Raw genomic sequence first — 23,703 nt, 5'->3', positions numbered from 1 at the left:
ATGGCCGTGCGGGTCGTGGGGCCGATGCAATGGATGGTCTGGCCGGCGCTGATCGCGGTGGCCGGCACGGTGATCCTGGCCACGCCGGCGCATCTGTTCGGCCTCAGCCTGCCCGAGCCGATCCTGCCGCTGGCCCTGGCTTTCGCCTGGCCCCTGATCCGGCCGTCGGTCCTGGCGCCGCTGATGCTGCTGGCTCTGGGCCTGTTCCTCGACGTCTTCTGGTTCGCGCCCCTGGGGCTGTGGCCCCTGTCGCTGCTGGCCGTCTATGGCGTGGTTCTGGCCGGGCGCAGTCTTCTGGCGGGGCAGGACACCCGGATGCTGTTCGCCTGGTACGCGGGGTGCACCATTCTGGCCTTCATTCTGGCCTACATGATCGTCAGCCTGATGGCGGGCAATGCGCCCAGCCTTCTCGCCCTGTTCTGGCAAGTGCTGCCGACCCTGGCCCTGTTCCCCGTCGCGGGCTGGATGATCGAGCGTTTTGACGACGGGGATGTGCGTTTCCGATGAGCAGCGAACCGTCGATCTTCTTTTCCGACGTCAATGAGCGGCAGGGCTCGTTCCTGCGGCGCACCTTCCTGCTGGGCGGAGCCACGGCCCTTGGTCTTCTGGCGCTGGGCGGGCGGCTGGGTCAGCTCCAGGTGGTCCAGGCGGGCGAATACGCGACGCTGGCGGTCAACAACCAGTTCAACTTCCGTCTCATTCCTCCGCCGCGCGGACGCATCCTGGACCGGGACGGCCTGGTCATCGCGGGCAACCGGCCCAGCTTCCGCGTGATGGTGGTGCGGGACGAGACGCGTGATCTGGACCAGACCCTGGATCTTCTGGGCCGGCTGCTGCCGGACACGCTGGAGCGGCGCCGCGCCATCGTGCGCGACGTCAACGCCGCGCCCCGTTTCGTTCCCGTGCCGGTCAAGAGCGACCTGACGTGGGACGAGTTCGCCCGGGTCAACCTCTACGCCAACGAACTTCCGGGCGTCATGGCCGATATGAACGAGGCCCGCTACTACCCGCACGGCGGCGTCTTCTCCCACACGGTCGGCTATGTGGCCAAGGTGTCGGATCGGGACGTGGCCGCGGTCCGCGAGCGGGGCGAGGCGGTCTCGACCCTGATGTATCACCCCGGCTTCCGCATCGGCCGCCAGGGCATCGAACGGACCCTGGACCCGGATCTGCGTGGGACCGAGGGCGGCCAGAGGGTCGAGGTGGACGCTCGTGGCCGCATCGTCGGCGAAGACGTGGAGGGCTCCGTCGCGCCGACGCCCGGCAAGGACGTCGTGCTGACGCTCGACACCGACGTTCAGTCCCGGGCGCTGGAGGTGTTCGGCGAGGAATCCGGCGGCTGCGTCGTCATGGACATCAGGAACGGCGACGTCCTGTGCATGATGTCGGCCCCGGCCTTTGACCCCAACCTGTTCGTCTCTGGCGTGCCCGGCAGCGTCTACCGGGCCTGGGCCGACTATGAGCGCCGGCCTCTGCTGGACAAGACCATCTACGGCACCTTCCCGCCGGGCTCGACCTTCAAGATGACGACCGCCCTGGCGCTTCTGGACGCGGGCGTGGACCCCACCGAGCGGGTGACGTGCACCGGCGGGTATCGGTTCGGCAACCGCACGTTCCGCTGTCACAAGGCCAGCGGCCACGGCCCCCAGACCATGCACGACGCCATCAAGAACTCGTGCAACGTCTATTTCTACAGCATGTGCAATCGCGCCGGCATCGACCGCATCGCGCGCACCGCCGAGGCCCTGGGCTTCCACCGCACCTACGATTTCGGACTGACGGGCCAGCGCGAGGGCACCATGCCCTCCACGGAATGGAAACGGCACGCCTTCCGCAACAATCCCAACCCCGACGCGCGCACCTGGTATCCCGGCGAAACCCTGTCGGTGGCGATCGGGCAGGGCGCGACCGAGGTCAGCGCCCTTCAGCTGGCCGTCATGACGGCCCGCATCGCCAACGGCCGCAAGGCGATCGAGCCTCGTCTCATCAAGTCGGTGGGCGGGGTGGACCGTCCGTCCGGCGCCGCCGTTCCCGACCTGCCGTTCTCGGTTCAGCATCTGGACATCGTCCGCGCCGGCATGGCCGCCGTGGCCAATGACGTGACCGGCACGGCCTACCGGGTCAGCCAGCTGGGCCTCGGCGACATCCAGATGGCGGGCAAGACCGGCACCGCCCAGGCGCGCTCCGGCCTGCGTCGCGGCACCACCGTCGAGTGGGCCAGCCGCGACCACGGCCTGTTCGTCGCCTTCGCGCCTCATGATGCGCCCCGTTACGCCATCGCGGTCGTGGTCCAGCATGGCGGCGGCTCCCGCGTGGCCGCGGAAAAAGCGCGTGAGGTCATGCGCGTGACCCTGCTCAAGGACCCGGACATGCGCACGCGCATCGAACGACCCCCGCCGCCCGAACCGGTCGGGCCGGTGGAGGAGGAGGATCCCGCCGCCATCGCGCCCCCGGCGCCGGCGCCCCCGCAGCCTCGACCAACGTCGGTTCCCACGGGACCCCAGCCCTATCTGCCTGAAGGCGGCGCCCAATGACCGGCACAGCCCTGACGCGTCCCGGCCAGCGCGAACGCCTGCCCGTCAAGCTGGCCGAGATCGACTGGCGCCTTGTGGGCCTGCTGTGCCTCGTCGCCGGGGTCGGGGCCATGATGCTTTATTCCCTGGGCGGAACCTCGTGGGAGCCGTGGGCGGCCAACCACGTGCTCCGCGTCGGGGTTTGTGTCGTGATCATGCTGGTGCTGTCCCTGGTGAACCTCAGGATATGGTTCGCCACAGCCTATCCCATCTATTTTGCGGCTCTGGTGCTGCTCGTGGCCGTGGAGCTGTTCGGCTACACCGTGAACAACGCCAAGAGCTGGCTGGACCTGGGCGTGACCCGCATCCAGCCCTCGGAGCTCATGAAGATCGGCGTCGTCCTGGCCCTGGCGCGCTGGTACCACGGCGCCTCCGCCCAGGACGCGCGTCTGTCGTGGAAGCTGATCATCCCCGCCGCCATCATCGGCGTGCCCGTGCTGCTGGTGGCGGACCAGCCGGACCTCGGCACCGCCATGCTGATCGCCATGACGGGCGGCGCCATGATGTTCATGGCGGGACTCAGCTGGAGACTGGTCGCCGCAGCGGCCGCGGCGGCGGCGGTCGCCATTCCGCTCTTCGTCCAGTTCGTGCTGCACGAGTACCAACGCCAGCGGGTGCTGACCTTCCTGACGCCGGAGGCCGATCCCTCCGGGTCGGGCTATCACATCATGCAGTCCAAGATCGCCATGGGCTCGGGCGGTTTTCTGGGCAAGGGGTTCGGCCTGGGCAGCCAGAGCCAGCTGGAGTTCCTGCCCGAAAAGCAGACCGACTTCATCTTCGCCGCCCTGGCCGAGGAGTTCGGCTTCGTCGGGTCGTTCAGCGTGCTGCTGATCTACGCCGCCATCATCGTCATCGCCCTGCGCATCGCCACCCTGTCGCACAGCCATTTCGGGCGAATGGCGGCGGCCGGGGTGACGGCGACCTTCGCCGTGTACATCCTGATCAACGGGGCCATGGTCATGGGGCTGGCGCCGGTGGTGGGGGTGCCCATGCCGCTGCTGTCCTACGGCGGCACGGTGCTGCTGACCGTGATGGTGGGCTTCGGCCTGATCCAGGCCGTACGGGTGCACCGCTATCTGGAGCTGCCCAAGGGTCGCGGACTGTTCTAGAGCCTGATCGGTTGAGGTGGAATCGTTTCGCGATTCCGCCGATGCCGTGAATCAGGCTCCAGATGAAAGCGAGAACATGATTCACGCTTCAGCCGGAACCGCGCTGCGGTTCCGCCCGAAACGATCATGTTCTAGGTTGGGCGAATGTCAAAGCCCGTAAAGGCCGATCCGGCCATGTTCGCCCCGTGCCCGCAGCCGGTCTCGTCTGAAAAGACCCCCGAGGAATCCGCCGCCCTGGCCGAGGGCCTGCACAAGACCGACAATCCCGCCGAATGGGCCTTCGTGCGCCTGTCGCGCCTGATCAAGGAGTTCGAGTCGCGCCTGGACCCTGATGACGAGGTCGGGGTGCGCGGCGTCGGCATGCCCGGCGACGGGGTGCTGATGATCCACGACCTGGGCTTCTGGGGCCCGGACCTGCTGATGTTCTTCGGACGTGACCCCGACGGCCAGCCGGTGACCCTGCTCCAGCACGTCAGCCGCCTGAACGTGGTCCTGTCCGCCAAGCCAAAGCCCGAACCGCAAAAGCCTGCCCGCCGCATCGGCTTCCGCCTCGACGAGATGGTGCGCGAGAAGGAAGGCTGAACGGACCGAAATCCGGGCCCGGTTGGACGGCGTCCAACTGAACCGATTTCAGCCTAGGCCACCTCGACGCGGTAGCTCTCGATCACGGTGTTGGCGAGCAGTGTCTCGCACATGCGCTTCACCTCCGCCTCGGGGTCGGCGACGTCGTCGGCCAGATCGAACTCGATCATCTTGCCGACGCGGGCGTTGGCGACGCCGGGCCAGCCCAGGCTGTGCAGGGCGCCTTCGACGGCCTTGCCCTGAACGTCCAGGACGCCGGGCTTGAGATAGACGTGAACCTTAACCTTGCGGGCCATCAGTGCAGGCCTCCCTGAATCACGGTGGGCATGTCCTTCATGATGCCGAGACGGCGGGCGACCTCGGCATAGCTTTCGATCACATCGCCCAAATCGCGGCGGAAGCGGTCCTTGTCCAGCTTCTCGCCGCTGGTGGTGTCCCACAGGCGGCACGAATCCGGGCTGATCTCGTCGGCCAGGATGACGCGGGCGAAGTCGTTCTCCCACACCCGGCCGAACTCGATCTTGAAGTCCACCAGGGTGATGCCGACGGCGGCGAACATGCCCGACAGATAGTCGTTGATGCGCACGGTCATGGCCAGGATGTCGTCGATCTCCTGGGTTGAGGCCCAGTTGAAGGCGGTGATGTGCTCTTCGGTCACCATCGGATCGCCCAGCTCATCCTTCTTGTAATAGAATTCGATGATCGAGCGGGGCAGGGCGGTGCCTTCCTCCTGACCAAGGCGCTGGGCCAGCGAGCCGGCCACCACATTGCGGCAGACCACCTCGAGCGGAATGATCTCGACCTCGCGGATCAGCTGCTCGCGCAGGTTCAGGCGCTTGATGAAGTGATTGGCGATGCCCATGCCGCCCAGGCGGGTCATGATGAACTCGCTGATCTTGTTGTTCAGCACGCCCTTGCCTTCAAGGATGGCCTTCTTCTGGGCGTTGAAGGCGGTGGCGTCGTCCTTGAAGTACTGGATCAGGGTGCCGGGCTCGGGTCCTTCGTAGAGGATCTTGGCCTTGCCTTCGTAAATCTTCTTGCGGTTCTTCATCACGGTTCCCGTAGGGGGAGGCGGCGGCGCGAGGGCCGAAAAAACGAAAACCGCGCCGCCTCGGACCGATGAGACGGGCCAAAGGGCTGCGCGGGCGGAATCAGGCTGGCGCCACTATAGCGCCCGGCGGTAGACTGCGCGGCGCCTATATCGCATGGGCGTGAAACGCACAAACGCCGCAGCCCGGATGCGTCGGATTCGCAAGTGCGCCGCCTGTCCCCGGTTCCTGTTGCGTTCGCGCCGGGGCGGGCTATAGACGGCGCCGCGACCCGCCCGGGGGCGCGTCAGGAGTTGATGCTGCGAATGACCACCTTTGACGAACGTGAAAAGGGCTTCGAGAACAAGTACGCCCTGGACCAGGAACAGGAATTCAAGGCCGTCGCCCGCCGCAACAAGCTGCTGGGCCTGTGGGCGGCCGAGAAGATGGGCCTGTCGGCTGAAAGCGCCGAAACCTATGCCGCCGCCGTTGTACGCGCCGATTTCGAGCAGCCGGGCGACGACGATGTGGTGCGCAAGGTCGCCGGCGACCTGAAGGGCTCGGGCCTGACGGTCTCGGAAGGCGAACTGCGCTCCAAGATGGATGAGTTGATGTCTCACGCCCGTGAGCAGATCCGGGCCGGCTAAGGCCTTCTCCGGAAAGGATAAGGGCCGCACCCGGGGGAAAGTGCGGCCCTTGGAGTTCGAGGCGCCTGGGGGGATAAGGGCGACTCGATCCTTCTTCGCGCTGTCAAAACTGTCCGCGCGAATTCAGTAACGCGGCTATGTCAGTTTGGTTCTGACGAAAATCAGTTCGGCATCACCACAGTGTCGATGGCGTGGATCACGCCGTTGGACGCGGCCACATCGGCCATGGCGATGGTCGAGGTGCCGCCGTTCTCGTCGGTGATGACCCACTGGCCGTTGCTTTCGCGCAGGGTCAGGGTTCCGCCTTCGACGGTTTCCAGTTCGACCGAGCCGTTGTTGGCTTCGGCGCGGCTGGCGATGTCGGCGGCCGTCAGACGGCCCGGCACCACGTGATAGGTCAGGACGCCTTGCAAGGCTTCGCGCTGCTCGGGCTGCAGCAGGGCCTGCAGGTCGGCCTCGGGGATCTTGTCGAAGGCCGCATTGGTCGGGGCGAAGACCGTGAAGGGCCCGGCGCCGTTCAGGGTGCCGGCCAGGTCGGCGGCGGTGACGGCTTCGACCAGGGTGCTGAACTCGGGGTTGCCCTGGGCGACCTCGACCACGGTGCCTTCCGCGGCGGGCGTGGCAGGCTGCTCGGCGGTGGTTTCGCCGGTCATCGTGGTGTCAGCGGGTTCTTCGCTGTTGCAGGCGGACAGGGCCAGCAGGGCGGCGGCGGACACGCCGGCGATCATGAAGGTACGCATCAGGTTTCTCTCCCAGCATCACCGCGTCGAATGGCGGCTCACAGGAGTTACTGATCGGGACCCCGAAAGGATGCGCTCGCGATCAAATAAATGTGCGCGGCGCGTGATCAGCGTCCGTCGATGAGGCTGAAAATTTCTTTCGGCCGAGCGCCGGTTTCAGGCGCTTTCACCACGTGCCCTGGACCCGCAAGGTGGTTCGCACGGTCCGTCCTTCGGCAGATGTGCCATCCGCGTGGATCCAGCGAAGATGGGACGCCATGCACTGAAAGACGGCCTCGTGGCGCTGGGCCGCGGGCGTGGGGTTCAGCACCTCGCAGCGCTCTGGCGACCCATCTGCGCCCACGACGCATTCCAGCAGGACCGTCGCGCCATAGAGGCGCAGACTGGCGTCCGCCGTCTGGCCGCTCCGGGAGCAGCGCTGAACCTCACGCTGGTTCATGGTCTGTTGAATAGCCGGCAGCTCCACCTCGGGACCCGCACGGCCGATTGCCCCAGCGCCACGGCGAACATCCACAGCATCAAGGGCATTCAAGGCTCCCTGCTCAGTCGCCGAACACGCGCTGAAACACCGTGTCCACGTGCTTGGTGTGGTAGCCCAGATCAAACAGGGCCTCCAGATCAGCGTCGGCCAGGGTCACGCGCTCGTCGGCCTTGAGGAATTCCAGGAACCGGCCCTCGCCGCGCCAGACCTTCATGGCGTTCTCCTGCACCGCCGCATAGGCGTCCTCGCGGCTGATGCCCGCCTGGGTCAGGGCCAGCATGACGCGCTGCGAGAACACCAGCCCGCCCAGACGGTCCAGGTTCTTCTGCATGTTCTCGGGATAGACGTTCAGCCGCTCGATCACGCCCGCCATCCGGTGCAGGGCGAAGTCCAGATGCACGGTGGCGTCCGGGCCGATGCCCCGCTCCACCGAGGAGTGGCTGATGTCCCGTTCGTGCCACAGCGCAACATTTTCCATTGCGGGGGTCACGGCGGAGCGGACCAGACGGGCCAGGCCGGTCAGGTTCTCGGTCAGGATCGGGTTGCGTTTGTGCGGCATGGCCGACGAGCCCTTCTGGCCCTTGTCGAAGAATTCCTCGGCCTCCAGCACCTCGGTGCGCTGCAGGTGGCGGATTTCGGTGGCCAGACGCTCGATGGACGAGGCCACCACGCCCAGGGCCGCGAAATAGGCGGCGTGGCGGTCGCGCGGGATGACCTGGGTCGAGACCGGCTCCACCGACAGACCCATCTGTTCGGCCACATAGACCTCAACCGCCGGGTCCACATTGGCGAAGGTGCCCACGGCGCCCGAGATGGCGCAGGTGGCGATCTCCTCGCGCGCCGTCACCAGACGGCGGCGCGCCCGCTGGAACTCGGCGTGATAGCCGGCCAGCTTCAGACCGAAGGTCACCGGCTCGGCGTGGATGCCGTGCGACCGACCCACGGTGACGGTGTATTTGTGCTCCTTGGCACGGGTCTCCAGCGCCGCCAGGACCCGGTCCACGCCCGCCAGCAGCAGGTCGGAGGCGCGGGCCAGCTGGACCGCGAAACAGGTGTCCAGCACGTCCGAGGAGGTCATGCCCTGGTGCAGGAAGCGGGCTTCCTCGCCCACCGTCTCCGACACATGGGTCAGGAAGGCGATCACGTCGTGCTTGGTGGTGCGCTCGATCTCGTCGATGCGGTCGGCGTCCCAGACCACGTCCTTGCCCTTGGCCCACAGGGCCTCGGCGGCCGCCTTCGGGATGACGCCCAGCTCGGCCATCTTGGTGGCGGCATGGGCCTCGATCTCGAACCAGATCGAATATTTGGTCTCCTGGGACCAGATGGCGACGGCTTCGGGGCGGGAATAGCGGATGATCATGGGCGCCGTTTCGGTCGCCGGGGCCGGGGAGTCAAGGTTGCGGCGAATCCGGGCCGGGTCCATTCAGGCGCGGACAGCAAGGGAGCCCGTCATGAAGCTGATCCTGGGAGACAAGGCCTATTCCACCTGGTCGCTGCGGCCGTGGCTGGTGCTGAGGCGGTGCGGGGCGGATTTCAACGAGGTCATGGTGCCCCTGAACCGCCCCGACACGGCCGAGGCCATCGCCCGCCACGCCCCGGCGGGCAAGGTGCCCGCGCTTCAGGTGGACGGCGTCACCATCTGGGATTCCTTGGCCATCACCCTGTGGGCCGAGGAGCGGTTTCCCGACGTGGCCCTGTGGCCCGCCGATGCAAAAGCCCGCTGGGTGGCGCGGTCCACGGTGTGCGAGATGCACTCGGCCTTCGGGACCCTGCGGGGCGAGCTGGGCATGGCGCCGGACCATCCCATGTGCGTGGTGCAGGACCAGCCCCACGTCCCGTCCGAGGCCCTGTCCGCCGACATCCGCCGCATGATCGCCATGTGGAAGGACGCGAAGGCCCGCTTCGGCCAGAACGGGCCGTTCCTGTTCGGCGACTGGTCCGTGGCCGACGCCTTCTTCACCCCCGTGGCCGCGCGCTTCCGCCATTTCCGCATCGACCTGAACGCCCACGGCGATGACGGCACGGCGAAGGCCTATATAGACGCCCTGCTGAGCCAGCCGGACTTTCTGGACTGGGAAGCGGCGGGCCGGGCGGAACTGGCCGCCTGATCAACCACCCCCGCGCGGCCGCTCCAGCAGGATCACCTCGGACCCCTTGTACTGGGTCGCGGCGTAAGGGGCGTAGCCGAAGCGGTCGGCCAGCCGCAGGGACGGCTGGTTGTCCGGCGCGATCATGCAGACGGTGCGGGGCGGATCCAGCACCGCCTCCACCCAGTCCAGCGCTGCGCCCACGGCCTCGGACGCCAGACCCTGCCGCTGGGTCCAGGGCGCCATGACCCAGCCGCCCTCGGGCGCGTCCCCGAACGACGGGCTCATCTCGCGCCGGAAATCAGCGAACCCCGCCACGCCCGCATAGGTGCCCGTGGCCTTCATGCGCACGGTCCACAGGCCATAGCCCAGTGTGACCCAGTGGCCGACATCGCGCAGCAGCCGGTTCCAGCAGTCCTCCTCGCTGAACGGCCGCCCGCCGATGTGGCGATAGACGTCCGGCTCGCGCCAGAGAGCCGCCACATCGGGCAGGTCGGTCAGGGAGACCGGCGTCATGACCAGCCGCGCCGTCTCCAGGGTGGTCGAGCGCACCGGCGGTCCCATGGATTCGATCATCACATCAACCCCAGTTGCCGGAAGCTGGAGACGCCTTCGCGGCCCACGATCAGATGATCGTGCACCTCGACGCCGAGGGAGCGGGCGGCTTCGACGATCTGTTTCGTCATCTGAATGTCGGCGCGGCTGGGCGTCGGGTCGCCGGACGGATGGTTGTGCACCAGAATGATGGCGCTGGCCGACACCTCCAGCGCCCGGCGCACCACTTCGCGCGGATAGACGGGGGCGTGGTCCACGGTGCCGCGATTGAGGATTTCGTCGTGTTGCAGCTGGTTCTTCTTGTCCAGATACAGCACCCGGAACTGCTCGCGCGGTTCGTGCTGCAGGGCCACGCGCACGTAGGAGACCAGCGCGGTCCAGGACGAGATGACGGGGCGCCTGGCCGCCGGTTCGCGGACCACCCGGCGACTGACCTCATGCAGGGCGGTCAGGTCCAGGGCGGTTTCGGCGCCGACGCCCTTCATGCGGCCCTTCGAGTCCTCGGCGCGGACGGTCATCAGGTCCTCCACCGAAGCGGCCAGCACCGCGGACAGGGAGCCGAAGCGGGCCAGCAGGGCCTTGGCGACGGGCTTCACGTCGCCCTGTGGCTGGCTGCGGAACAGGAACAGCTCCAGCAGTTCATAGTCGGGCAGGTGGGTCAGGCCGCCGCCCCGCGCCCGCTCACGCAGGCGCTCGCGGTGGCCTGCATGGTGCGGTTTCGCCACTTTCGGCGCCGCGTCGGTCAAGAGCCCCTCCTGATCCCGCCTTGAGACCGTCACAGTGCCGGGGACCTATGCGCGCCACAAGACCGAAATCGGTCCCGTATTAAAGCGAAGAGCATCCGCATGAAGACGACCGCCGCCTCCCTCGCCGCCCTGATGATCGGGCTGGCCTCGCCCGCCTTCGCGCAGGAGGCCATGGACGCCCGGGCGGTTTTCGATCAGGCCGAGGCCATCTGTGAAGCGGACGACGGCGCCCTGTGGGGCGTCAGCCTGTGCGGGCCGATCCTGATCGTCGATCCCGCGACCCGTCAGGCCGTGGCCAGTCAGGCGGGGGACAGCGACGTTCTGAGCGAGACTGACGGCGTCTTCACCGGCGTGCTGCCGGACGATGTCATGGTCGCCAATACGGCGGTGGACTGGGACGGGGTGCGCTGGACCATGCTGCTGGCGCCCCTGCCCGAAGAGATCGAGACGCGGGCGGGGCTGATCGCCCACGAAAGCTGGCACCGCATTCAGGACCAGCTGGGCCTGCCCATGGCCTCGCCGACGCCGGACCATCTGGCCACCGCCGAGGGCCGCATCGCCATGCGGCTGGAATGGCGCGCCCTGGCCGCCGCCCTGTCCGCGCCGGATGCCCAGGGGCTGCGCACGGCCACGCACGAGGCTCTGATCTTCCGCGCCGCCCGCCACGCTCAGGCGGGGGCGGCGGGGGCAGAACAGGAGCGGGCGCTGGAGCTGAACGAGGGCCTGGCGGAATACACCGGCGTCAGGCTGTCGGGCGCGCTGGATCCGCACCGGGACGTGGCCGCCACCCTGCGCGCCGCCGAGCAAGCCGACGCCTTCTCCCGCATGTTCGCCTATGCGTCGGGCCCCGCTTACGGCCTGCTGCTGGACGACGCGGCGCCCGGCTGGCGCGAGGGGCTGACGGCGGAGTCCGATCTGGGCGCCCTGCTGGGCGCGGCCGTGGGCTTCACGGCGCCGGAGGACCCGGTGGCGGTCTTCGCCCGCACCGCGTCGCTGTATGGCGGCCAGGCCGTGGCGGACGAGGAGTTGGCGGCCCATCAGGAACGGGCGGGCCTGACCACCCGCTGGAGCGACCGGCTGGTGGACGGGCCGGTGCTGCGCCTGCCGCTGGAGACTATCCGGGTCAGCTTCGACCCCAACACCCTGCAGCCGCTGCCGCCGCACGGGGTGGTCTATCCGAGCGCGACCATCACCGACGTCTGGGGCGTCCTGACCGTCACCGACGGCGCCCTGATCGACGGCGACTGGAGCGCGGTGACGGTGACCGCGCCCGAGGATGGCGACACCCTGACCGGCGACGGCTGGTCGCTGGATCTGGCAGAGGGCTGGCGGATCGCGCCGGGCGCGCGGGACGGGGATTTCGTGCTGGTGTCGGGCGAGTAGGTCCAGACATCATCCCCATTCCCCGTCATTCCCGGCCTTGTGCCGGGAATCCATAGTCACGGGATGCAGGGCTTGGTCTCACCCTTCTGAGCGTATGGATCGCCGGGACAAGCCCGGCGATGACGAACCTGTGCGAACGGGTCACCAGATCCGCCGACTGTGTGGCTCTCTAGCTGAACACCGGTCGGAACAATCCCTTCGGACTGGCGGTGAAGATCTCCAGCCCGTCCTCGGTGACGCCCACGCTGTGCTCGCACTGGGACGACAGGGACTTGTCGCGGGTGACGGCGGTCCAGCCGTCGGACAGCACCTTCACCGCCGGCTTGCCCAGGTTCACCATCGGCTCGACCGTGAAGAACATGCCCGGCTTCAGCACCGCGCCTTCGCCCCGGCGGCCGAAGTGCAGGACGTTGGGGTTGTCGTGGAACACCCGCCCGATGCCGTGGCCGCAGAAGTCGCGCACCACCGACATGCGCTGGGCCTCGACGTATTTCTGGATGGCGAAACCGATGTCGCCGAAGGTGTTTCCGGGCTTCACCTGCTTCAGGCCGATGTCCAGCGCCTCATAGGTCACGTCGATCAGCTTCTTGGCCCGGGTGTTGATCTCGCCCACGGCGTACATGCGGCTGGAATCGCCGTGCCAGCCGTCGACGATCACCGTGTGATCGATGTTGACGATGTCGCCGTCCTTCAGCGCCTTGTCGCCGGGAATCCCGTGGCAGACCACGTGATTGATCGAGATGCAGGTGGTCTTCGTATAGCCCTTGTAGCCGAGGCACGCGGGCAGGCCGCCGTTGTCCAGGGTGAACTGGCGCACCAGATCGTCCAGTTCGCCGGTGGTCACGCCCGGCTTCACATGCTCGCCGATCATGTCCAGCGCCTCGGCCACAAGGCGCCCGGCCTTGCGCATGCCCTCGAAATCCTCGGGCTGGTAAAGGCGGATGGTGTGCGAGCGGGTGTAGAGCTCGGCGTCCTGGGTCTCGTACATCAATCGGTTCAACCTGTTGCGCCCGGCCGGCCCAGCGGGCGGTTCAGGCGGATTGTTTCGGGTGTCAGATGGCAACCATAGCACAGAACCTCAACCCCGTTCGCCTCGGCGCGACGCAGCGCCGCGCCATAGGCGGGGTCCAGATCGTCGGCGGTGACGAAGCGGTCGCAGTCGCCGCGCTGGGCGATGAACAGCATGACGGCCCGACCGCCCGCCTCGACCACCCGCTCCAGCGCCCCCAGATGCTTGGCGCCCCGCGCGGTGACGCAGTCGGGGAATTCGGCCAGGCCCGGTGCGCGCGACAGGGTCACGTTCTTGACCTCAACGTAGGCGGGGGCCCGTCCCGGGTGTTCGAGCAGCAGGTCGATGCGGCTGTCGGAATCGTAGCGGACCTCGCGCCGGATGACGTCGTATCCGGTCAGCCCGGGAATCACGCCGTCCCCGATCGCGGCCTCGGCCAGCCGGTTCGGCCGCATGGTGTTGACGCCCACCAGCCCGGTGGGAAGCTGCACCATCTCCAGCGTCAGCGGCAGCTTGCGCTTGGGGTCCGCCGAGCGCGACAGCCACACCGGCAGGCCGGGCATGTTCATGCCCAGCATGGAGCCGGAATTGGGCACATGGACGGTGGTCCCGGTCCCGTCCTCCAGCGTCACATCGGCCAGGAAGCGCTTGTAGCGGCGGATCAGGATGCCGCGTTCCAGCGGGGCGGGAAAGATCATGGGGCGGGCCTATAGAGCAAACCTTCTCCCATTGGGAGAAGGGGGAACCCGCGCACCGGAGCGCAGCGGAGGTTCTTGCGCGGGGGATGAGGGTCGGGTGGATGATGCCGAAAGACCGGACCCTCACCCTGTGCGCGAAGGAGCGGTCTGCTTCGCATACCGCTGCGCACAGCCCTCTCCCACCGGGAGAGGGATCAGCGTATTCACCGTCCCATGACCACGCAAAACCCCACCGCCGCCGTGCTCGTCATCGGCGATGAAATCCTGTCCGGCCGGACGAAGGACACCAACACCAACACCATCGCCCGCTTTCTGACGGCCATGGGCATCGACCTGATGGAGGCGCGGGTGGTGGGGGACCGGCCCGAGCAGATCATGGAGGCGCTGAACGCCCTGCGCGCCGGCCACGACTATGTCTTCACCACCGGCGGCATCGGCCCCACCCATGACGACATCACCGCCGACTGCGTGGCCCAGGCGTTCGGGGTGCCCCTGCCCGAGCATCCCGAGGCCGTGGCGATTCTCGAGCGGCGCTACGGCGACGACTTCAACGCCGCTCGGCGACGCATGGCGCGCATCCCTGTCGGGGCCAGCCTGATCGCCAACCCCGTCACCGAGGCCCCGGGCTTCCAGCTGGGCAATGTCTTCGTCATGGCCGGGGTGCCGGCGATCATGCAGGGCATGCTGCAGGACGTGGCGCCGCGCCTGAAGACCGGCGCGGTGGTTCATTCCGGGACACTGAAGGTGTCGGGGGTGGGCGAGGGGACTGTGGCCGAGATCCTGGCCGAGGCGGCGCGGACGAATCGGGCGCTGTCCTTTGGCAGCTACCCCTTTGGCGCGGGGACCCAAGGCGAGTTCGGGACCAATCTGGTTGTGCGGGGGCAGGACGTATCGGCCGTCGCCGCCGCGGTTCAGGACTTGCAGTGGACCCTGATCGAAGCGGGCGTGAGCGTCACGCCGCTCTAGGAGTCGCCGGTCCGTCCGGCGCGGCCGGATGAACGGACGAGCGATCAATCCCACCGCCGAGACCGAGCGGTTCGAGGTTCTGGACCTGCTGCGCGGGTTCGCCCTGTGCGGCATCCTGCTGGCCAATATCGTGGCCATGGGCCAGCCGTGGTCGCGGGCTTATCCCGCCTTTCCCGCCCAGCTGACCAATCCCGACTGGGCCGCCTGGACGCTGCAGGCCCTGTTCGTGGAGGGCTCCATGCGCGCCCTGTTCACCCTGCTGTTCGGGGCGGGCGTGGTGCTGCTGACCGCTTGGGGATCGCGGGCCGACCGGCCGGGGACGGCGGACGTCCACTTTCGCCGCGCCATGCTGCTGATGGCCCTGGGCATCGGCAACGCTGCGGTGCTGCTGTGGCCCGGGGATATTCTGTACATCTACGGCGTCGCGGCCCTGTTCCTGTTCGTGTTCAGGAAGCTGGACGGCCGGGTTCTGCTGGGTGTGTCCCTGGCCCTGATCGCCCTGTTTTCGCTAGCCGACGCCCTGGGCGACTGGCGCGCCGCCGCCGCCCTGACCGCCGATCCCGCCGCCCACGCCGCCGCCATCGCCGCCCTGACGCCGTCCGCTGAAGCCCTCAACGCCGAGGCGGCGGTGCGCGCGTCCGGCAGCTATCCCGCCATCGCCCTGTGGAGCGCCGGCGCCTTCGCCGACTGGGCCCTGGCCAAGGGGGCGGTGCTGTCGGTGGGCCGCACGGTGGCCTTCATGATGCTGGGCATGGGGCTGTTCAAACTGGGCGTCATGACCGGTGCGCGGTCCCTGCGGTTCTATCTGCGGCTGGCCGTCTTGGGCGTCGCGGGTGGACTGGCGATCAATGTCTGGGAGACCGCGACCCTGTGGCGGTCCGGATTCGATCCCGCTGTCTGGACCCCCGCCCTGACCGGCGAGGTCGGGCGGCTGATGCTGGCGCTGGGCTATCTCGGCGCCGTCATCGCCGCATGGAAGGCCAATGCCCTGGGCCTGATCGGCGCCGGCCTGGAGCGCATGGGCCGCATGGCCATGACCAACTATCTGGGCCAGTCCCTGATCTGCGCGGTGCTGTTCTACGGATTCGGCCTCTACGACCGGCTGGGCTGGTGGCCCCTTTGGGGTCTGGCGGCGGCCGTCTGGGTCGCCCAGGCCCTGTTCAGCACCGCCTGGCTCAGCCTGTTCCGCATGGGCCCGGCGGAGTGGGCGTTCCGCGCCGTGGCCTACTGGACCGTTCCGCCCCTGCTTCGCCCGCGCAGGCCCCGTTCGGACGCCGTCGCCGAGCCTGCGCCCAGCCGGTGAGTCCGGGCGCTGGAAATAGGCAATAAAATCATTGGCTTGACATTCTGTCGCGCCGCCTTGACCGAACGCCGCGCCCTCTATAGGTTCCGCGCCGAATTCAGACCCGCGTCGGCGCCCCGCCGACCTGCTGAGCGCCAGGCCGATGCCTCCTGAACAGGAAACACGCGACGAGGTGATCAAACGCCTCAACGTCGAGGCCGAATCGCTTCAGGCCCGCGCTACGCCCAAGCCGCCGGAGTATGGCGGCGCGGCGGTGGGCTACGGTTACCGGCTGATGGCCGAGATGATCGGCGGCGTGCTGGTGGGGCTGGCTCTTGGGTGGGGTTTCGACCTTCTGGTCGGCTCCGCGCCGTGGGGAATGATCGTCGGGGTCCTTGTGGGCTTCGGCGTGTCGATCTGGATGGCGGTGACATCCGCCAAGAAGTTGAGCGCCCGCGCTCTGAAGGAATTCGGTCCCCCCCGGGACCTTCCGGATGAGCCGGACGAGGACGACGACCGCTGACCGTTCCGCCCCGTTGGGCGGTTCGGCGTTTTGACTTGGGAGAGCCGGCGGCATGGCCGATCCGATGCATCAGTTCGAGGTCCACAAGGTCGTGGACATCCCGCCGGTTAACGTGCCGGGCCTGGGGCTGATTGATATCTCCATCACCAATTCCTCCCTGGCCATGATGGTGGCCTTCGGACTGGTCGTGCTGTTCTTCTCTGTCGTGACCGCGTCGCCCAAGGTGGTGCCCGGCCGCCTGCAGGTGGTGGGCGAAGGCATGTTCAGCTTCATCGACGACCTCGCCACCGGCGTGATCGGACCCGAGGGGCGCTCGTTCTTCCCCTACATCTTCACCCTGTTCATCTTCATCCTGGCCATGAACATGCTCGGCATGTTCACGGTGTTCACCGCCACCGCCCAGCTTGCGGTCGGCCTGACCTTCGCCCTGATGACCTTCGCCCTGGTGATCGTCGTGGGCCTGGTCCGGAACGGCCTGGGCTTCTTCAAGCTGTTTCTGCCCTCGGGCGTGCCGTGGTATCTGTGGATCCTGGTGATCCCGATCGAGATCATTTCGTTCTTCCTGCGCCCGGTGACCCTGTCGCTTCGTCTGTTCGGCAACATGCTGGGCGGTCACGTGGCCATGAAGGTCTTCGCCGGTTTCATCGTCTCGCTCAGCGCCCTGGCGGCCGCTGGCGGGGTGGCGTACCTGGCCTATGTCGCCGCTTTCCTGGCCTTCGGGGGCGTTCTGGCCCTGACGGCGCTGGAGTTCCTGGTGGCCTTCCTGCAGGCCTTCGTTTTCGCCGTCCTGACCTGCGTCTATCTGAACGACGCGGTTCACGCCGGACACCACTAGCCCCTCTTCTTCAATCGCTTCTCTTAAAGGACTGAAATCATGGAAGCTGAAGCTGCTAAGTACATCGGCGCCGGTCTGGCGACCCTGGGCATGATCGGCGCCGGCATCGGCGTGGGAACGATCTTCTCGGGCTTCCTGCAGGGCGCCCTGCGCAACCCGTCGGCCGCCGGCGGCCAGTTCACCAACCTGGTTCTGGGCTTCGCCCTGACCGAGGCCCTGGGCATCCTGGCCTTCGTGCTCGGCCTGCTGATCCTCTTCAGCTAAGCCCTGACGAATCGTGCGGGCGGCGGTGGTCCATGCCGGGCCGCGCCGCCCGTTCGCCTTATCTGAACAACCGGACTGATCATGGCCGCCCAATCCAGCGACGCCCCTCCGACCCAGGACATCCTGCCGGAAACCGCCGCCGCCATCCGTGATGGCGAGGTCGCGCCTGCCGCGACCGACACCGCCTATACGGAAGCCGGCGTCGAGCACGCCTCCGAAGGCGGTCTGCCCCAGTTCGACACCCAATGGTGGGCCGGCCAGATCTTCTGGCTGCTGATCCTGTTCGCCATTCTCTATGTGCTGATGGCCAAGGTCTTCCTGCCCCGCCTGCGCGGCGTCAAGGACGAGCGGGTCGCCACCATCGCCGGCGCCGTCGAGGCCGCCCGTCAGGTACAGGCCGAGGCCGCTGGACAGGCCGAAGCCGCCAAGGCCGAAGTCGAACAGGCCCGCTCCACGTCCCGGGCCACGGCCGCCGCGGCCAAGGCCCGCGTGACCGAAGAGGCCAACCGTCGCGCCGCCGAAGAGGAAGCCGTCGTCAACGCGCGCATCGCCGAGGCTGAAACCGCCATCGGCAAGACCCGCGACGCCGCCATGGGCCGCGTGGCCGAGATCGCCGTCGACACCGCCCAGGCTCTGGTCGAGCGCCTGACCGGCAAGGTCGCCACGGCCACCGAGGCCAAGGCCGCCGTCAAGTCCGAAGGAGCCGCCTGATGCCCGCATTCTTCACCCCCTATTTCTGGAGTCTGTCCAGCGCCGACTTCTGGGTTGGAGCGGGCCTGCTCGGGTTTTTCCTCATTCTGGTCCTGGCCAAGGTTCCCCAGGCCATCGCCGGCCGCCTGGACGGCGCGGCTCTGAAGATCCAGTCCGAGCTGGACGAGGCCGCGCGGCTGCGCGCCGAGGCCGAGGCCCTGCTGGTCCAGATCCGTCAGGAGAAGGCCGAGGCCGAGGCCCAGGCCGCCGAGATGCTGGCCGCCGCCGAGTCTGACGCCAGGCGCATGGAGGTCGAGGCTCGCGCCCGCCTCGAGGAATCCCTGGCCCGCCGTGAAGCCATGGCCGAGCGCAAGATCGCCCAGGCCGAGGCCCAGGCCACCGCCGAGGTGAAGGCCGCCGCCGTCGAACTGGCCGCCGCCGCCGCCGAGCGCATCCTGGCCGACCGTCTGGCCGCGTCCTCGACCGACCCCCTGGCCGACCAGGCCATCGCCCAGATCGGTCCGCGCCTGAACTGATCGGCGCCGTTTCCCGAATCAAAAGGCCCCGCCAGTCGCCTGGCGGGGCCTTTCTTCGTTTCAGCCTCTGCGGACCGTCAGTGCGCCGGCTGGGCGCCGGCCATCTCCCGGGCGTGGCGCTTCTCGCGCTGGACCAGCGTGCCGTAGATCGAGCCCATGGCGATTCCGAAGACGATGTGGGTGAAGATCAGCCAGATCAGGGTCGAGAAGCCAGCCGCCATGGCGAACATGCCGATCCCGGCCATCGGCGCGACCGTCAGGGACATCAGGATGAAGGCGCCCACGGCGAACAGGATTCCCTTGGTCGCCGGCGTGTCGGTCGGCATGCGCGGGCACAGGATCCCGAACGCGGGGCCCAGGATCAGGGTGCCGGACACGAAGTGGATGGCCCAACCGACCAGATAGCTGCCCTGCATGCCCACCATGGCCGCCAGGATGAGCGGAAAGATCCGCACCTCCGCGAGCGCCCCGGTGGACTGGGTGAGATAGAATTTTCCGACTTCCAGGATCGCCACCACGGCGGTGGCCGCGAACCCGGCGATCATGCCTTTTTGAATGCGTGACATCATGATGGGGGCTCCTCCCAAAGCCATTTTTGTTCCCCACGACGCACACAGCATACGCCGATGTGCGACCTTGCGTCGCACATGACGATCACGATTTCGTGCGCAGGGGGAAATCAACCGCGCGAGACAAGCGCAGTTCGGCCGGCTTTCGCGGCGAATTGTGGAGGATCAGGCCCTGGAGGCGCGGCGGAACGACGCCCGGAAAGAGCGGCGCGTGCGCGACAGGACCCGCTTGCCGCGCTTCAGCAGCAGCCGCTCCATGCGCAAAGCTTGCTGCCAGAACACCGGCGCGAACTCGGGACGGCGGCGCATCAGCCGGCGGAACGGATAGAAATACTTGGGCCGGGCGTGCTGGACGCGGATGAACTGGCGCTTGGCCCAGTAGGAGTTGCGCAGGATCACCACCATCCCGACCACCGAAATCGGCAGGCCGAACGGGCCGGGCAGGGGCGCGATCACGATGCCCAGCAGCACCAGAAACCCGCCCAGGACCATCAGGGCCAGGCGCGCGATTCGTCGCATGAGTCCCTTCAACACCCCACGGCCGACGGGGCGCGCCGAAGCGGCTTGGGTCCCGATGGCCAGAGTTTGGGTCATGGAAGGGCGTGGCTCCAGAGATACAGGGATGCTCGAGGAACGCACGAGCGATTGCTTGGCTGCATGAATGAGGTGGGGAGGCCCGCCTGCGCGATCAACCTGCCACACCTTGCTTTACAAAGGTTTCATGCGGCCTATTTGCGGCGCGCCGATGACTCTTGAGTAACCCTCTGCCGAAACAGGCTGCCTGTGGCGCGAACAGCACGTTTCAGCGCCGGTCGGCGCTTGGGAAATCCCGCTCCTTCAGGGGGGGGGTAGACTGACCGCCCGGGCGGCTCCGGGTCCGCCGCGCACCAGGGGGATTTCAGACGATTCAGACCCTGTTTTTTTTGTCGCCGGAGTCTGAATTCAGGCGGCCCGCTCAGGCCGCGATGATCTGCTCGGCCTGCTTCAGGTCGACGCTGACCAGCTGGCTGACCCCGCGCTCGGGCATGGTGACGCCATACAGGCGGTCCATCCGGCTCATGGTCACCGGATTGTGGGTGATGACGATGAAGCGGGTGTTGGTGCGGTTGCGCATCTCGTCCAGCATCCGGCAGAAGCGGTCCACATTGGCGTCGTCCAGCGGGGCGTCCACCTCGTCCAGCACGCAGACGGGCGCCGGATTGGCCAGGAACACGGCGAAGATCAGGGCGGCGGCGGTCAGGGCCTGCTCGCCGCCGGACATCAGGCTCATGACCGACAGCCGCTTACCGGGCGGGCAGGCGTAGATCTCCAGCCCGGCCTCCAGCGGGTCGTCGGACTCCACCAGCTTCAGCTCGGCCTGCCCCCCGCCGAACAGGGCCTCGAACAGGCTTTTGAAGTTGTCGTTGATGATGTCGAACGCGGCCAGCAGACGTTCGCGGCCCTCGGCGTTCAGCTCGTCGATGCCGCCGCGCAGCTTGGCGATGGCGCTGGTCAGGTCCTCGCGCTCCTCGCGCATGGCGGTCAGGCGCTCGCCGTACTCGGCCGCCTCGTCCTCGGCGCGCAGATTGACCGCGCCCAGGGCCTCGCGCTCGCGCTCCAGCCCGTACAGCAGGGACTCGGCCCCCGCCGCGTCCGGCGGCCGGGCGATGGCGTCGTCGGTCAGACGCTTGCCCAGGTCCTCGGGCGACATCTGGGCGGTCTCGCGCAGGATGCGGTCGGCGTCGTCCAGCCGCAGGGCGGCGGCCTCGGCGTGGGCGGACAGGCCCGCGCGGCGCTCGCGGGCGGCGGAGGCGGCACTCTCGGCGGCGCGGGCGGCGCGGTCGGCCTCCTGGGCCGCGCCCTCGGCCGTGCTCATGGCGTCGGCGGCGGCGGCGCGGCGGGTCTCGGCGGCGGCGAGGGTGTCCAGCAGCCCGGCCCGCTGGGTCTCCAGAGCCTCCGGCTTGGCCCTGGCGAGGGCGAGGGCGGCTGCGGCGCGTTCGGCCTCGGTCTCCAGCGTCTTGACCCGTTCGGCGCTGGCCCTGGCCCGCGTGGACCAGTTGTCGCGCTCGCGGGTGAAGGCGGTCAGGCGCTGTTCGCGGGCGGCGCGCTCGCGGGCCTCGGCGTCCCGGTCGGCCCGGGCCTGGGCCGAGGCGGTGCGCGCGGCCTCCGCAGCGGCCCGGGCGGCGGTCAGATCGGCGCGCAGGGCGTCCAAGGTCTCCGACGGCGTGTCGGCGGTCAGGGCCTCGGCCTGGGCCGTCTCGGCCTCGGCCAGTTCGGCCTCCAGCCGCACGAGGGTGTCGTCCAGGGCCTGGGCGCGGGCCTCGCGGCGGGCCTGATCGCGGTTCAGGGCCTCGTGCCGGTCGCGGGCGGCGGCCACGGTCTTCTCTGCGTCGAACGGCCCGCGCCGGGCGGTCTTCAGCAACTCCTCGGCCGCGCGGAAGGCGTCGGCGGCGGTCTTCTGGGCGGTCTGGACGGCGTCGAGGGCGGGCTTGTCCCGGTCGATCTCCGCCTCCAGCTCGGACAGGCGGGTGCGCTGCTCCAGCCGGATGGCGGCGGGGCGGGGCGCCTCGGCCCGGGTCACGAAGCCGTCCCAGCGGAACAGGTCGCCCTGAACCGTCACCAGACGGGCGCCCACGGGCAGACCCTTGGCCAGGTCCGGCGCGGCCTCCCGCGCGGCGACCCCGCACCAGCCCAGGCGGGCCGACAACTGCGCCGGCGCCGTGACCTTCCCGGCCAGCGGCTCCACGCCGTCCGGCCACGCGGGCGGCGGCGCGTCCGAACCGGCCCAGTGGGCCGCGGCGCGGGCGTCCAGGGCCGCGTCCAGATCGTCGCCCAGCGCGGCGGCCAGCGCGGCTTCATAGCCCCGCTCGGCCCGCACCTGATCCAGCGCCGGGGGAAAGTCGCGCTTGGCGGCGGTCAGCAACTGGGCCAGCCCCCGCGCCTCGGTCTGCAGGCGGCCCAGCCGGTCCTCCAGCTTGCGGGCTTCCTGCCGCGCTTCGGCCTCCGCGCGGGCGGCGTCGCCCCGGGCGGTTTCGGCGGTCTCCACAGCCTCGCGGGCGGCGCGCAGGTCTTCCAGCGTGGCGTCCAGCGCGGCGCGGGCCTCGGCGATCTCTGGCGTCTCCAGCGGGCCCAACGCCTCCCGCTCGCGGTGGGCGTTGTCGAGGGTCTGGCGGGCGCGGGCGACACGGGCCTCGGCGTCACGCTTGCGGGCCGTCTCGGCGTTGGCGCGGGCCTCCACGGCGGCCAGCGCTCCGGCCTGACGCTCCACCTCGCCGTCGGCGGCGGCGCGGGCCTCTTCCGCCGTCTTCAGAGCAGCCTCAAGCTCCGGGCCCCGCTGGGGCGCGGCGGCGATCTCGGCCTGTACGGCTTCCAGATCGGCGGCGAGGCGGGCCAGCTCCCGTTCGGCGTCGGCGGCGGCGTCCTGTTCGCGCTCCGCGTCGGCGGCGATGCGCGTCTGATCCGCGGTTATCCGCGCGATCTCGTCCCGCGCGGCCTGTTCGGCCATGTCCAGCCGGTCCCGCTCCAGGGTGGCGCGGTGCAGCAGGGCGGCGGCGACCGCGTCTTCCTCCCGGGCGGGCTTGAGGGCCTCCTGGGCGGCCAGGGCGGCGGTCTGGGCGCGGGTGGCGTCCCGTGTGGCCTCGGCCACCGCCTGATCCGCCTCGGCCAGCTCAGCCTTCGCGGCCTCGGCCGCCATGCGGGCGTCGTTCCAGCGCACATAGAGCAGGGCTGCCTGCAGCGCGCGGATCTCGGCGGAGATCTTCTTGTACTTCTCGGCCTGCCGCGCCTCGCGCTTGAGGCGGGCGAGGGTGGTCTCCAGCTCGCGGCTGATGTCGTCCAGCCGCTCCAGATTTGTCTCGGCGGCGCGCAGGCGCAGCTCGGCCTCGTGTCTGCGGGTATGCAGGCCCGCCACCCCGCCCGCCTCCTCGAGGATGCGGCGGCGGTTCTGGGGCTTGGCGGCGATCAGCTCCGAGATCTGGCCCTGGCGCACAAGGGCGGGCGAGTTGGCCCCGGTGGAGGCGTCGGCGAACAGCAGCTGCACGTCGCGCGCGCGCACCTCCTTGCCGTTGACTTTGTAGGTGGAGCCCTGACCCCGGTCGATGCGGCGGGACACCTCCAGCAGCGGCGCGTCAGTAAAGGGCTGGGGGGCCCGCCGCTGGGCGTTGTCGATGGTCAGCTGGACCTCTGCGTGGTTGCGGCTGGGCCGCCCCGACGCCCCGGCGAAGATCACGTCGTCCATGCCCTGACCGCGCATGGCCTTGGCCGAGTTGGCCCCCATAACCCAGCGCAGGCTCTCCAGCACATTGGACTTGCCGCAGCCGTTGGGCCCGACGATGCCCGTCAGTCCCGGCTCGATATGGAATTCCACCGGGTCCACGAAGGACTTGAAGCCCGCGATGCGTAGGCGGAGGAATTCCACGGCC

At 68.8% G+C, this 23,703-nt stretch carries 26 protein-coding genes; 14 read left to right on the top strand and 12 right to left on the bottom strand.

Annotated elements, in window-relative coordinates:
• The 4 genes from IWC96_RS07585 to IWC96_RS07570 all read left to right on the top strand — a co-directional run bounded on the left by IWC96_RS07585 (window position 1) and on the right by IWC96_RS07570 (window position 4,264).
• Window positions 1–507, top strand: a complete 507-nt coding sequence (locus tag IWC96_RS07585; protein WP_021696336.1) for a hypothetical protein — start codon at window positions 1–3, stop codon at window positions 505–507.
• Window positions 504–2,534 carry a penicillin-binding protein 2 gene (mrdA, locus tag IWC96_RS07580; RefSeq protein WP_021696337.1) on the top strand — a complete coding sequence of 677 codons (2,031 nt, stop codon included), beginning with the start codon at window positions 504–506 and terminating at the stop codon, window positions 2,532–2,534. The genes IWC96_RS07585 and mrdA overlap by 4 nt, the downstream gene beginning before the upstream one ends.
• Window positions 2,531–3,682, top strand: coding sequence for a rod shape-determining protein RodA (gene rodA, locus IWC96_RS07575; RefSeq protein WP_196838672.1), 1,152 nt, complete (start codon window positions 2,531–2,533; stop codon window positions 3,680–3,682). The genes mrdA and rodA overlap by 4 nt, the downstream gene beginning before the upstream one ends.
• A gap of 144 nt (window positions 3,683–3,826) precedes the next feature.
• Window positions 3,827–4,264 (top strand): DUF6173 family protein, encoded by a 438-nt coding sequence (locus IWC96_RS07570; protein WP_021696339.1) that lies wholly within the window; start codon window positions 3,827–3,829, stop codon window positions 4,262–4,264.
• 53 nt (window positions 4,265–4,317) lie between these two features.
• Here IWC96_RS07570 and purS read toward each other — a convergent pair whose 3' ends face one another.
• Window positions 4,318–4,560 carry a phosphoribosylformylglycinamidine synthase subunit PurS gene (gene purS / locus IWC96_RS07565; RefSeq protein WP_021696340.1) on the bottom strand — a complete coding sequence of 81 codons (243 nt, stop codon included), beginning with the start codon at window positions 4,558–4,560 and terminating at the stop codon, window positions 4,318–4,320.
• Complete coding sequence (gene purC, locus IWC96_RS07560) at window positions 4,560–5,318, bottom strand: phosphoribosylaminoimidazolesuccinocarboxamide synthase (protein WP_148291410.1); 759 nt, start codon at window positions 5,316–5,318, stop codon at window positions 4,560–4,562. The genes purS and purC overlap by 1 nt, the downstream gene beginning before the upstream one ends.
• Before the next feature lie 300 nt (window positions 5,319–5,618).
• Here purC and IWC96_RS07555 point away from each other — a divergent pair, with 300 nt between their 5' ends.
• On the top strand, window positions 5,619–5,939 hold the full coding sequence (locus IWC96_RS07555; protein ID WP_196838671.1) for a DUF1476 domain-containing protein: 321 nt from the start codon (window positions 5,619–5,621) through the stop codon (window positions 5,937–5,939).
• A 161-nt stretch (window positions 5,940–6,100) separates the two neighbouring features.
• Here IWC96_RS07555 and IWC96_RS07550 read toward each other — a convergent pair whose 3' ends face one another.
• The 3 genes from IWC96_RS07550 to purB form a co-directional block, all read right to left on the bottom strand.
• Window positions 6,101–6,679 carry a fasciclin domain-containing protein gene (locus IWC96_RS07550; RefSeq protein ID WP_196838670.1) on the bottom strand — a complete coding sequence of 193 codons (579 nt, stop codon included), beginning with the start codon at window positions 6,677–6,679 and terminating at the stop codon, window positions 6,101–6,103.
• 166 nt (window positions 6,680–6,845) lie between these two features.
• Entirely contained in the window at window positions 6,846–7,118 is a 273-nt protein-coding gene (locus tag IWC96_RS07545) for a hypothetical protein (RefSeq protein ID WP_021696345.1), read from the bottom strand.
• Between the two features lie 103 nt (window positions 7,119–7,221).
• A complete protein-coding gene (gene purB / locus IWC96_RS07540; RefSeq protein WP_021696346.1) occupies window positions 7,222–8,520 on the bottom strand; it encodes an adenylosuccinate lyase in 1,299 nt (432 codons plus the stop codon).
• A gap of 91 nt (window positions 8,521–8,611) precedes the next feature.
• Between purB and IWC96_RS07535 the strand changes: the two genes are divergently transcribed.
• Window positions 8,612–9,268, top strand: a complete 657-nt coding sequence (locus IWC96_RS07535) for a glutathione S-transferase family protein (RefSeq protein ID WP_021696347.1) — start codon at window positions 8,612–8,614, stop codon at window positions 9,266–9,268.
• Here the strand turns inward: IWC96_RS07535 and IWC96_RS07530 are convergent, their stop codons facing one another.
• Both IWC96_RS07530 and radC read right to left on the bottom strand, forming a co-directional pair.
• Window positions 9,269–9,823, bottom strand: a complete 555-nt coding sequence (locus IWC96_RS07530) for a GNAT family N-acetyltransferase (protein WP_231378957.1) — start codon at window positions 9,821–9,823, stop codon at window positions 9,269–9,271.
• On the bottom strand, window positions 9,823–10,548 hold the full coding sequence (gene radC / locus IWC96_RS07525) for a DNA repair protein RadC (RefSeq protein WP_196838669.1): 726 nt from the start codon (window positions 10,546–10,548) through the stop codon (window positions 9,823–9,825). The genes IWC96_RS07530 and radC overlap by 1 nt, the downstream gene beginning before the upstream one ends.
• Window positions 10,549–10,647: 99 nt before the next feature.
• Here radC and IWC96_RS16155 point away from each other — a divergent pair, with 99 nt between their 5' ends.
• A complete protein-coding gene (locus tag IWC96_RS16155; protein WP_021698134.1) occupies window positions 10,648–11,931 on the top strand; it encodes a hypothetical protein in 1,284 nt (427 codons plus the stop codon).
• A 169-nt stretch (window positions 11,932–12,100) separates the two neighbouring features.
• Here the strand turns inward: IWC96_RS16155 and map are convergent, their stop codons facing one another.
• Together map and sfsA are read right to left on the bottom strand one after the other, a co-directional pair.
• Window positions 12,101–12,919 (bottom strand): type I methionyl aminopeptidase, encoded by an 819-nt coding sequence (gene map / locus IWC96_RS07515; RefSeq protein WP_021698133.1) that lies wholly within the window; start codon window positions 12,917–12,919, stop codon window positions 12,101–12,103.
• Between the two features lie 8 nt (window positions 12,920–12,927).
• The gene (gene sfsA / locus IWC96_RS07510; RefSeq protein WP_021698132.1) at window positions 12,928–13,638 is read right to left on the bottom strand and encodes a DNA/RNA nuclease SfsA; all 711 of its coding nucleotides are present in this window, start codon (window positions 13,636–13,638) and stop codon (window positions 12,928–12,930) included.
• Between the two features lie 213 nt (window positions 13,639–13,851).
• Between sfsA and IWC96_RS07505 the strand changes: the two genes are divergently transcribed.
• The 7 genes from IWC96_RS07505 to IWC96_RS07475 all read left to right on the top strand — a co-directional run bounded on the left by IWC96_RS07505 (window position 13,852) and on the right by IWC96_RS07475 (window position 18,734).
• Window positions 13,852–14,604 carry a molybdopterin-binding protein gene (locus IWC96_RS07505; RefSeq protein WP_021698669.1) on the top strand — a complete coding sequence of 251 codons (753 nt, stop codon included), beginning with the start codon at window positions 13,852–13,854 and terminating at the stop codon, window positions 14,602–14,604.
• A 28-nt stretch (window positions 14,605–14,632) separates the two neighbouring features.
• Window positions 14,633–15,907, top strand: coding sequence for a DUF418 domain-containing protein (locus tag IWC96_RS07500; protein ID WP_021698670.1), 1,275 nt, complete (start codon window positions 14,633–14,635; stop codon window positions 15,905–15,907).
• Window positions 15,908–16,079: 172 nt separating this feature from the next.
• Window positions 16,080–16,409, top strand: a complete 330-nt coding sequence (locus IWC96_RS07495) for an AtpZ/AtpI family protein (RefSeq protein WP_021698671.1) — start codon at window positions 16,080–16,082, stop codon at window positions 16,407–16,409.
• A 52-nt stretch (window positions 16,410–16,461) separates the two neighbouring features.
• On the top strand, window positions 16,462–17,244 hold the full coding sequence (locus tag IWC96_RS07490; RefSeq protein ID WP_021698672.1) for a F0F1 ATP synthase subunit A: 783 nt from the start codon (window positions 16,462–16,464) through the stop codon (window positions 17,242–17,244).
• Window positions 17,245–17,283: 39 nt separating this feature from the next.
• Window positions 17,284–17,508 (top strand): F0F1 ATP synthase subunit C, encoded by a 225-nt coding sequence (locus tag IWC96_RS07485; RefSeq protein ID WP_196838668.1) that lies wholly within the window; start codon window positions 17,284–17,286, stop codon window positions 17,506–17,508.
• An 81-nt stretch (window positions 17,509–17,589) separates the two neighbouring features.
• Window positions 17,590–18,219 (top strand): ATP synthase B' chain, encoded by a 630-nt coding sequence (locus tag IWC96_RS07480; protein WP_021698673.1) that lies wholly within the window; start codon window positions 17,590–17,592, stop codon window positions 18,217–18,219.
• On the top strand, window positions 18,219–18,734 hold the full coding sequence (locus IWC96_RS07475) for a F0F1 ATP synthase subunit B (RefSeq protein ID WP_021698674.1): 516 nt from the start codon (window positions 18,219–18,221) through the stop codon (window positions 18,732–18,734). The genes IWC96_RS07480 and IWC96_RS07475 overlap by 1 nt, the downstream gene beginning before the upstream one ends.
• Window positions 18,735–18,811: 77 nt before the next feature.
• Here the strand turns inward: IWC96_RS07475 and IWC96_RS07470 are convergent, their stop codons facing one another.
• The 3 genes from IWC96_RS07470 to IWC96_RS07460 all read right to left on the bottom strand — a co-directional run bounded on the left by IWC96_RS07470 (window position 18,812) and on the right by IWC96_RS07460 (window position 23,699).
• Window positions 18,812–19,303 (bottom strand): DUF6789 family protein, encoded by a 492-nt coding sequence (locus tag IWC96_RS07470; protein ID WP_021698675.1) that lies wholly within the window; start codon window positions 19,301–19,303, stop codon window positions 18,812–18,814.
• A gap of 165 nt (window positions 19,304–19,468) precedes the next feature.
• The gene (locus IWC96_RS07465; protein ID WP_231378956.1) at window positions 19,469–19,822 is read right to left on the bottom strand and encodes a PGPGW domain-containing protein; all 354 of its coding nucleotides are present in this window, start codon (window positions 19,820–19,822) and stop codon (window positions 19,469–19,471) included.
• A gap of 436 nt (window positions 19,823–20,258) precedes the next feature.
• On the bottom strand, window positions 20,259–23,699 hold the full coding sequence (locus tag IWC96_RS07460; RefSeq protein ID WP_196838667.1) for an AAA family ATPase: 3,441 nt from the start codon (window positions 23,697–23,699) through the stop codon (window positions 20,259–20,261).
• Window positions 23,700–23,703 lie beyond the last annotated feature (4 nt).

This window comes from Brevundimonas sp. BAL450 (assembly GCF_015767455.1).
GTDB lineage: Bacteria > Pseudomonadota > Alphaproteobacteria > Caulobacterales > Caulobacteraceae > Brevundimonas > Brevundimonas abyssalis.
This window is presented reverse-complemented; position numbering and strand designations above follow the sequence as displayed.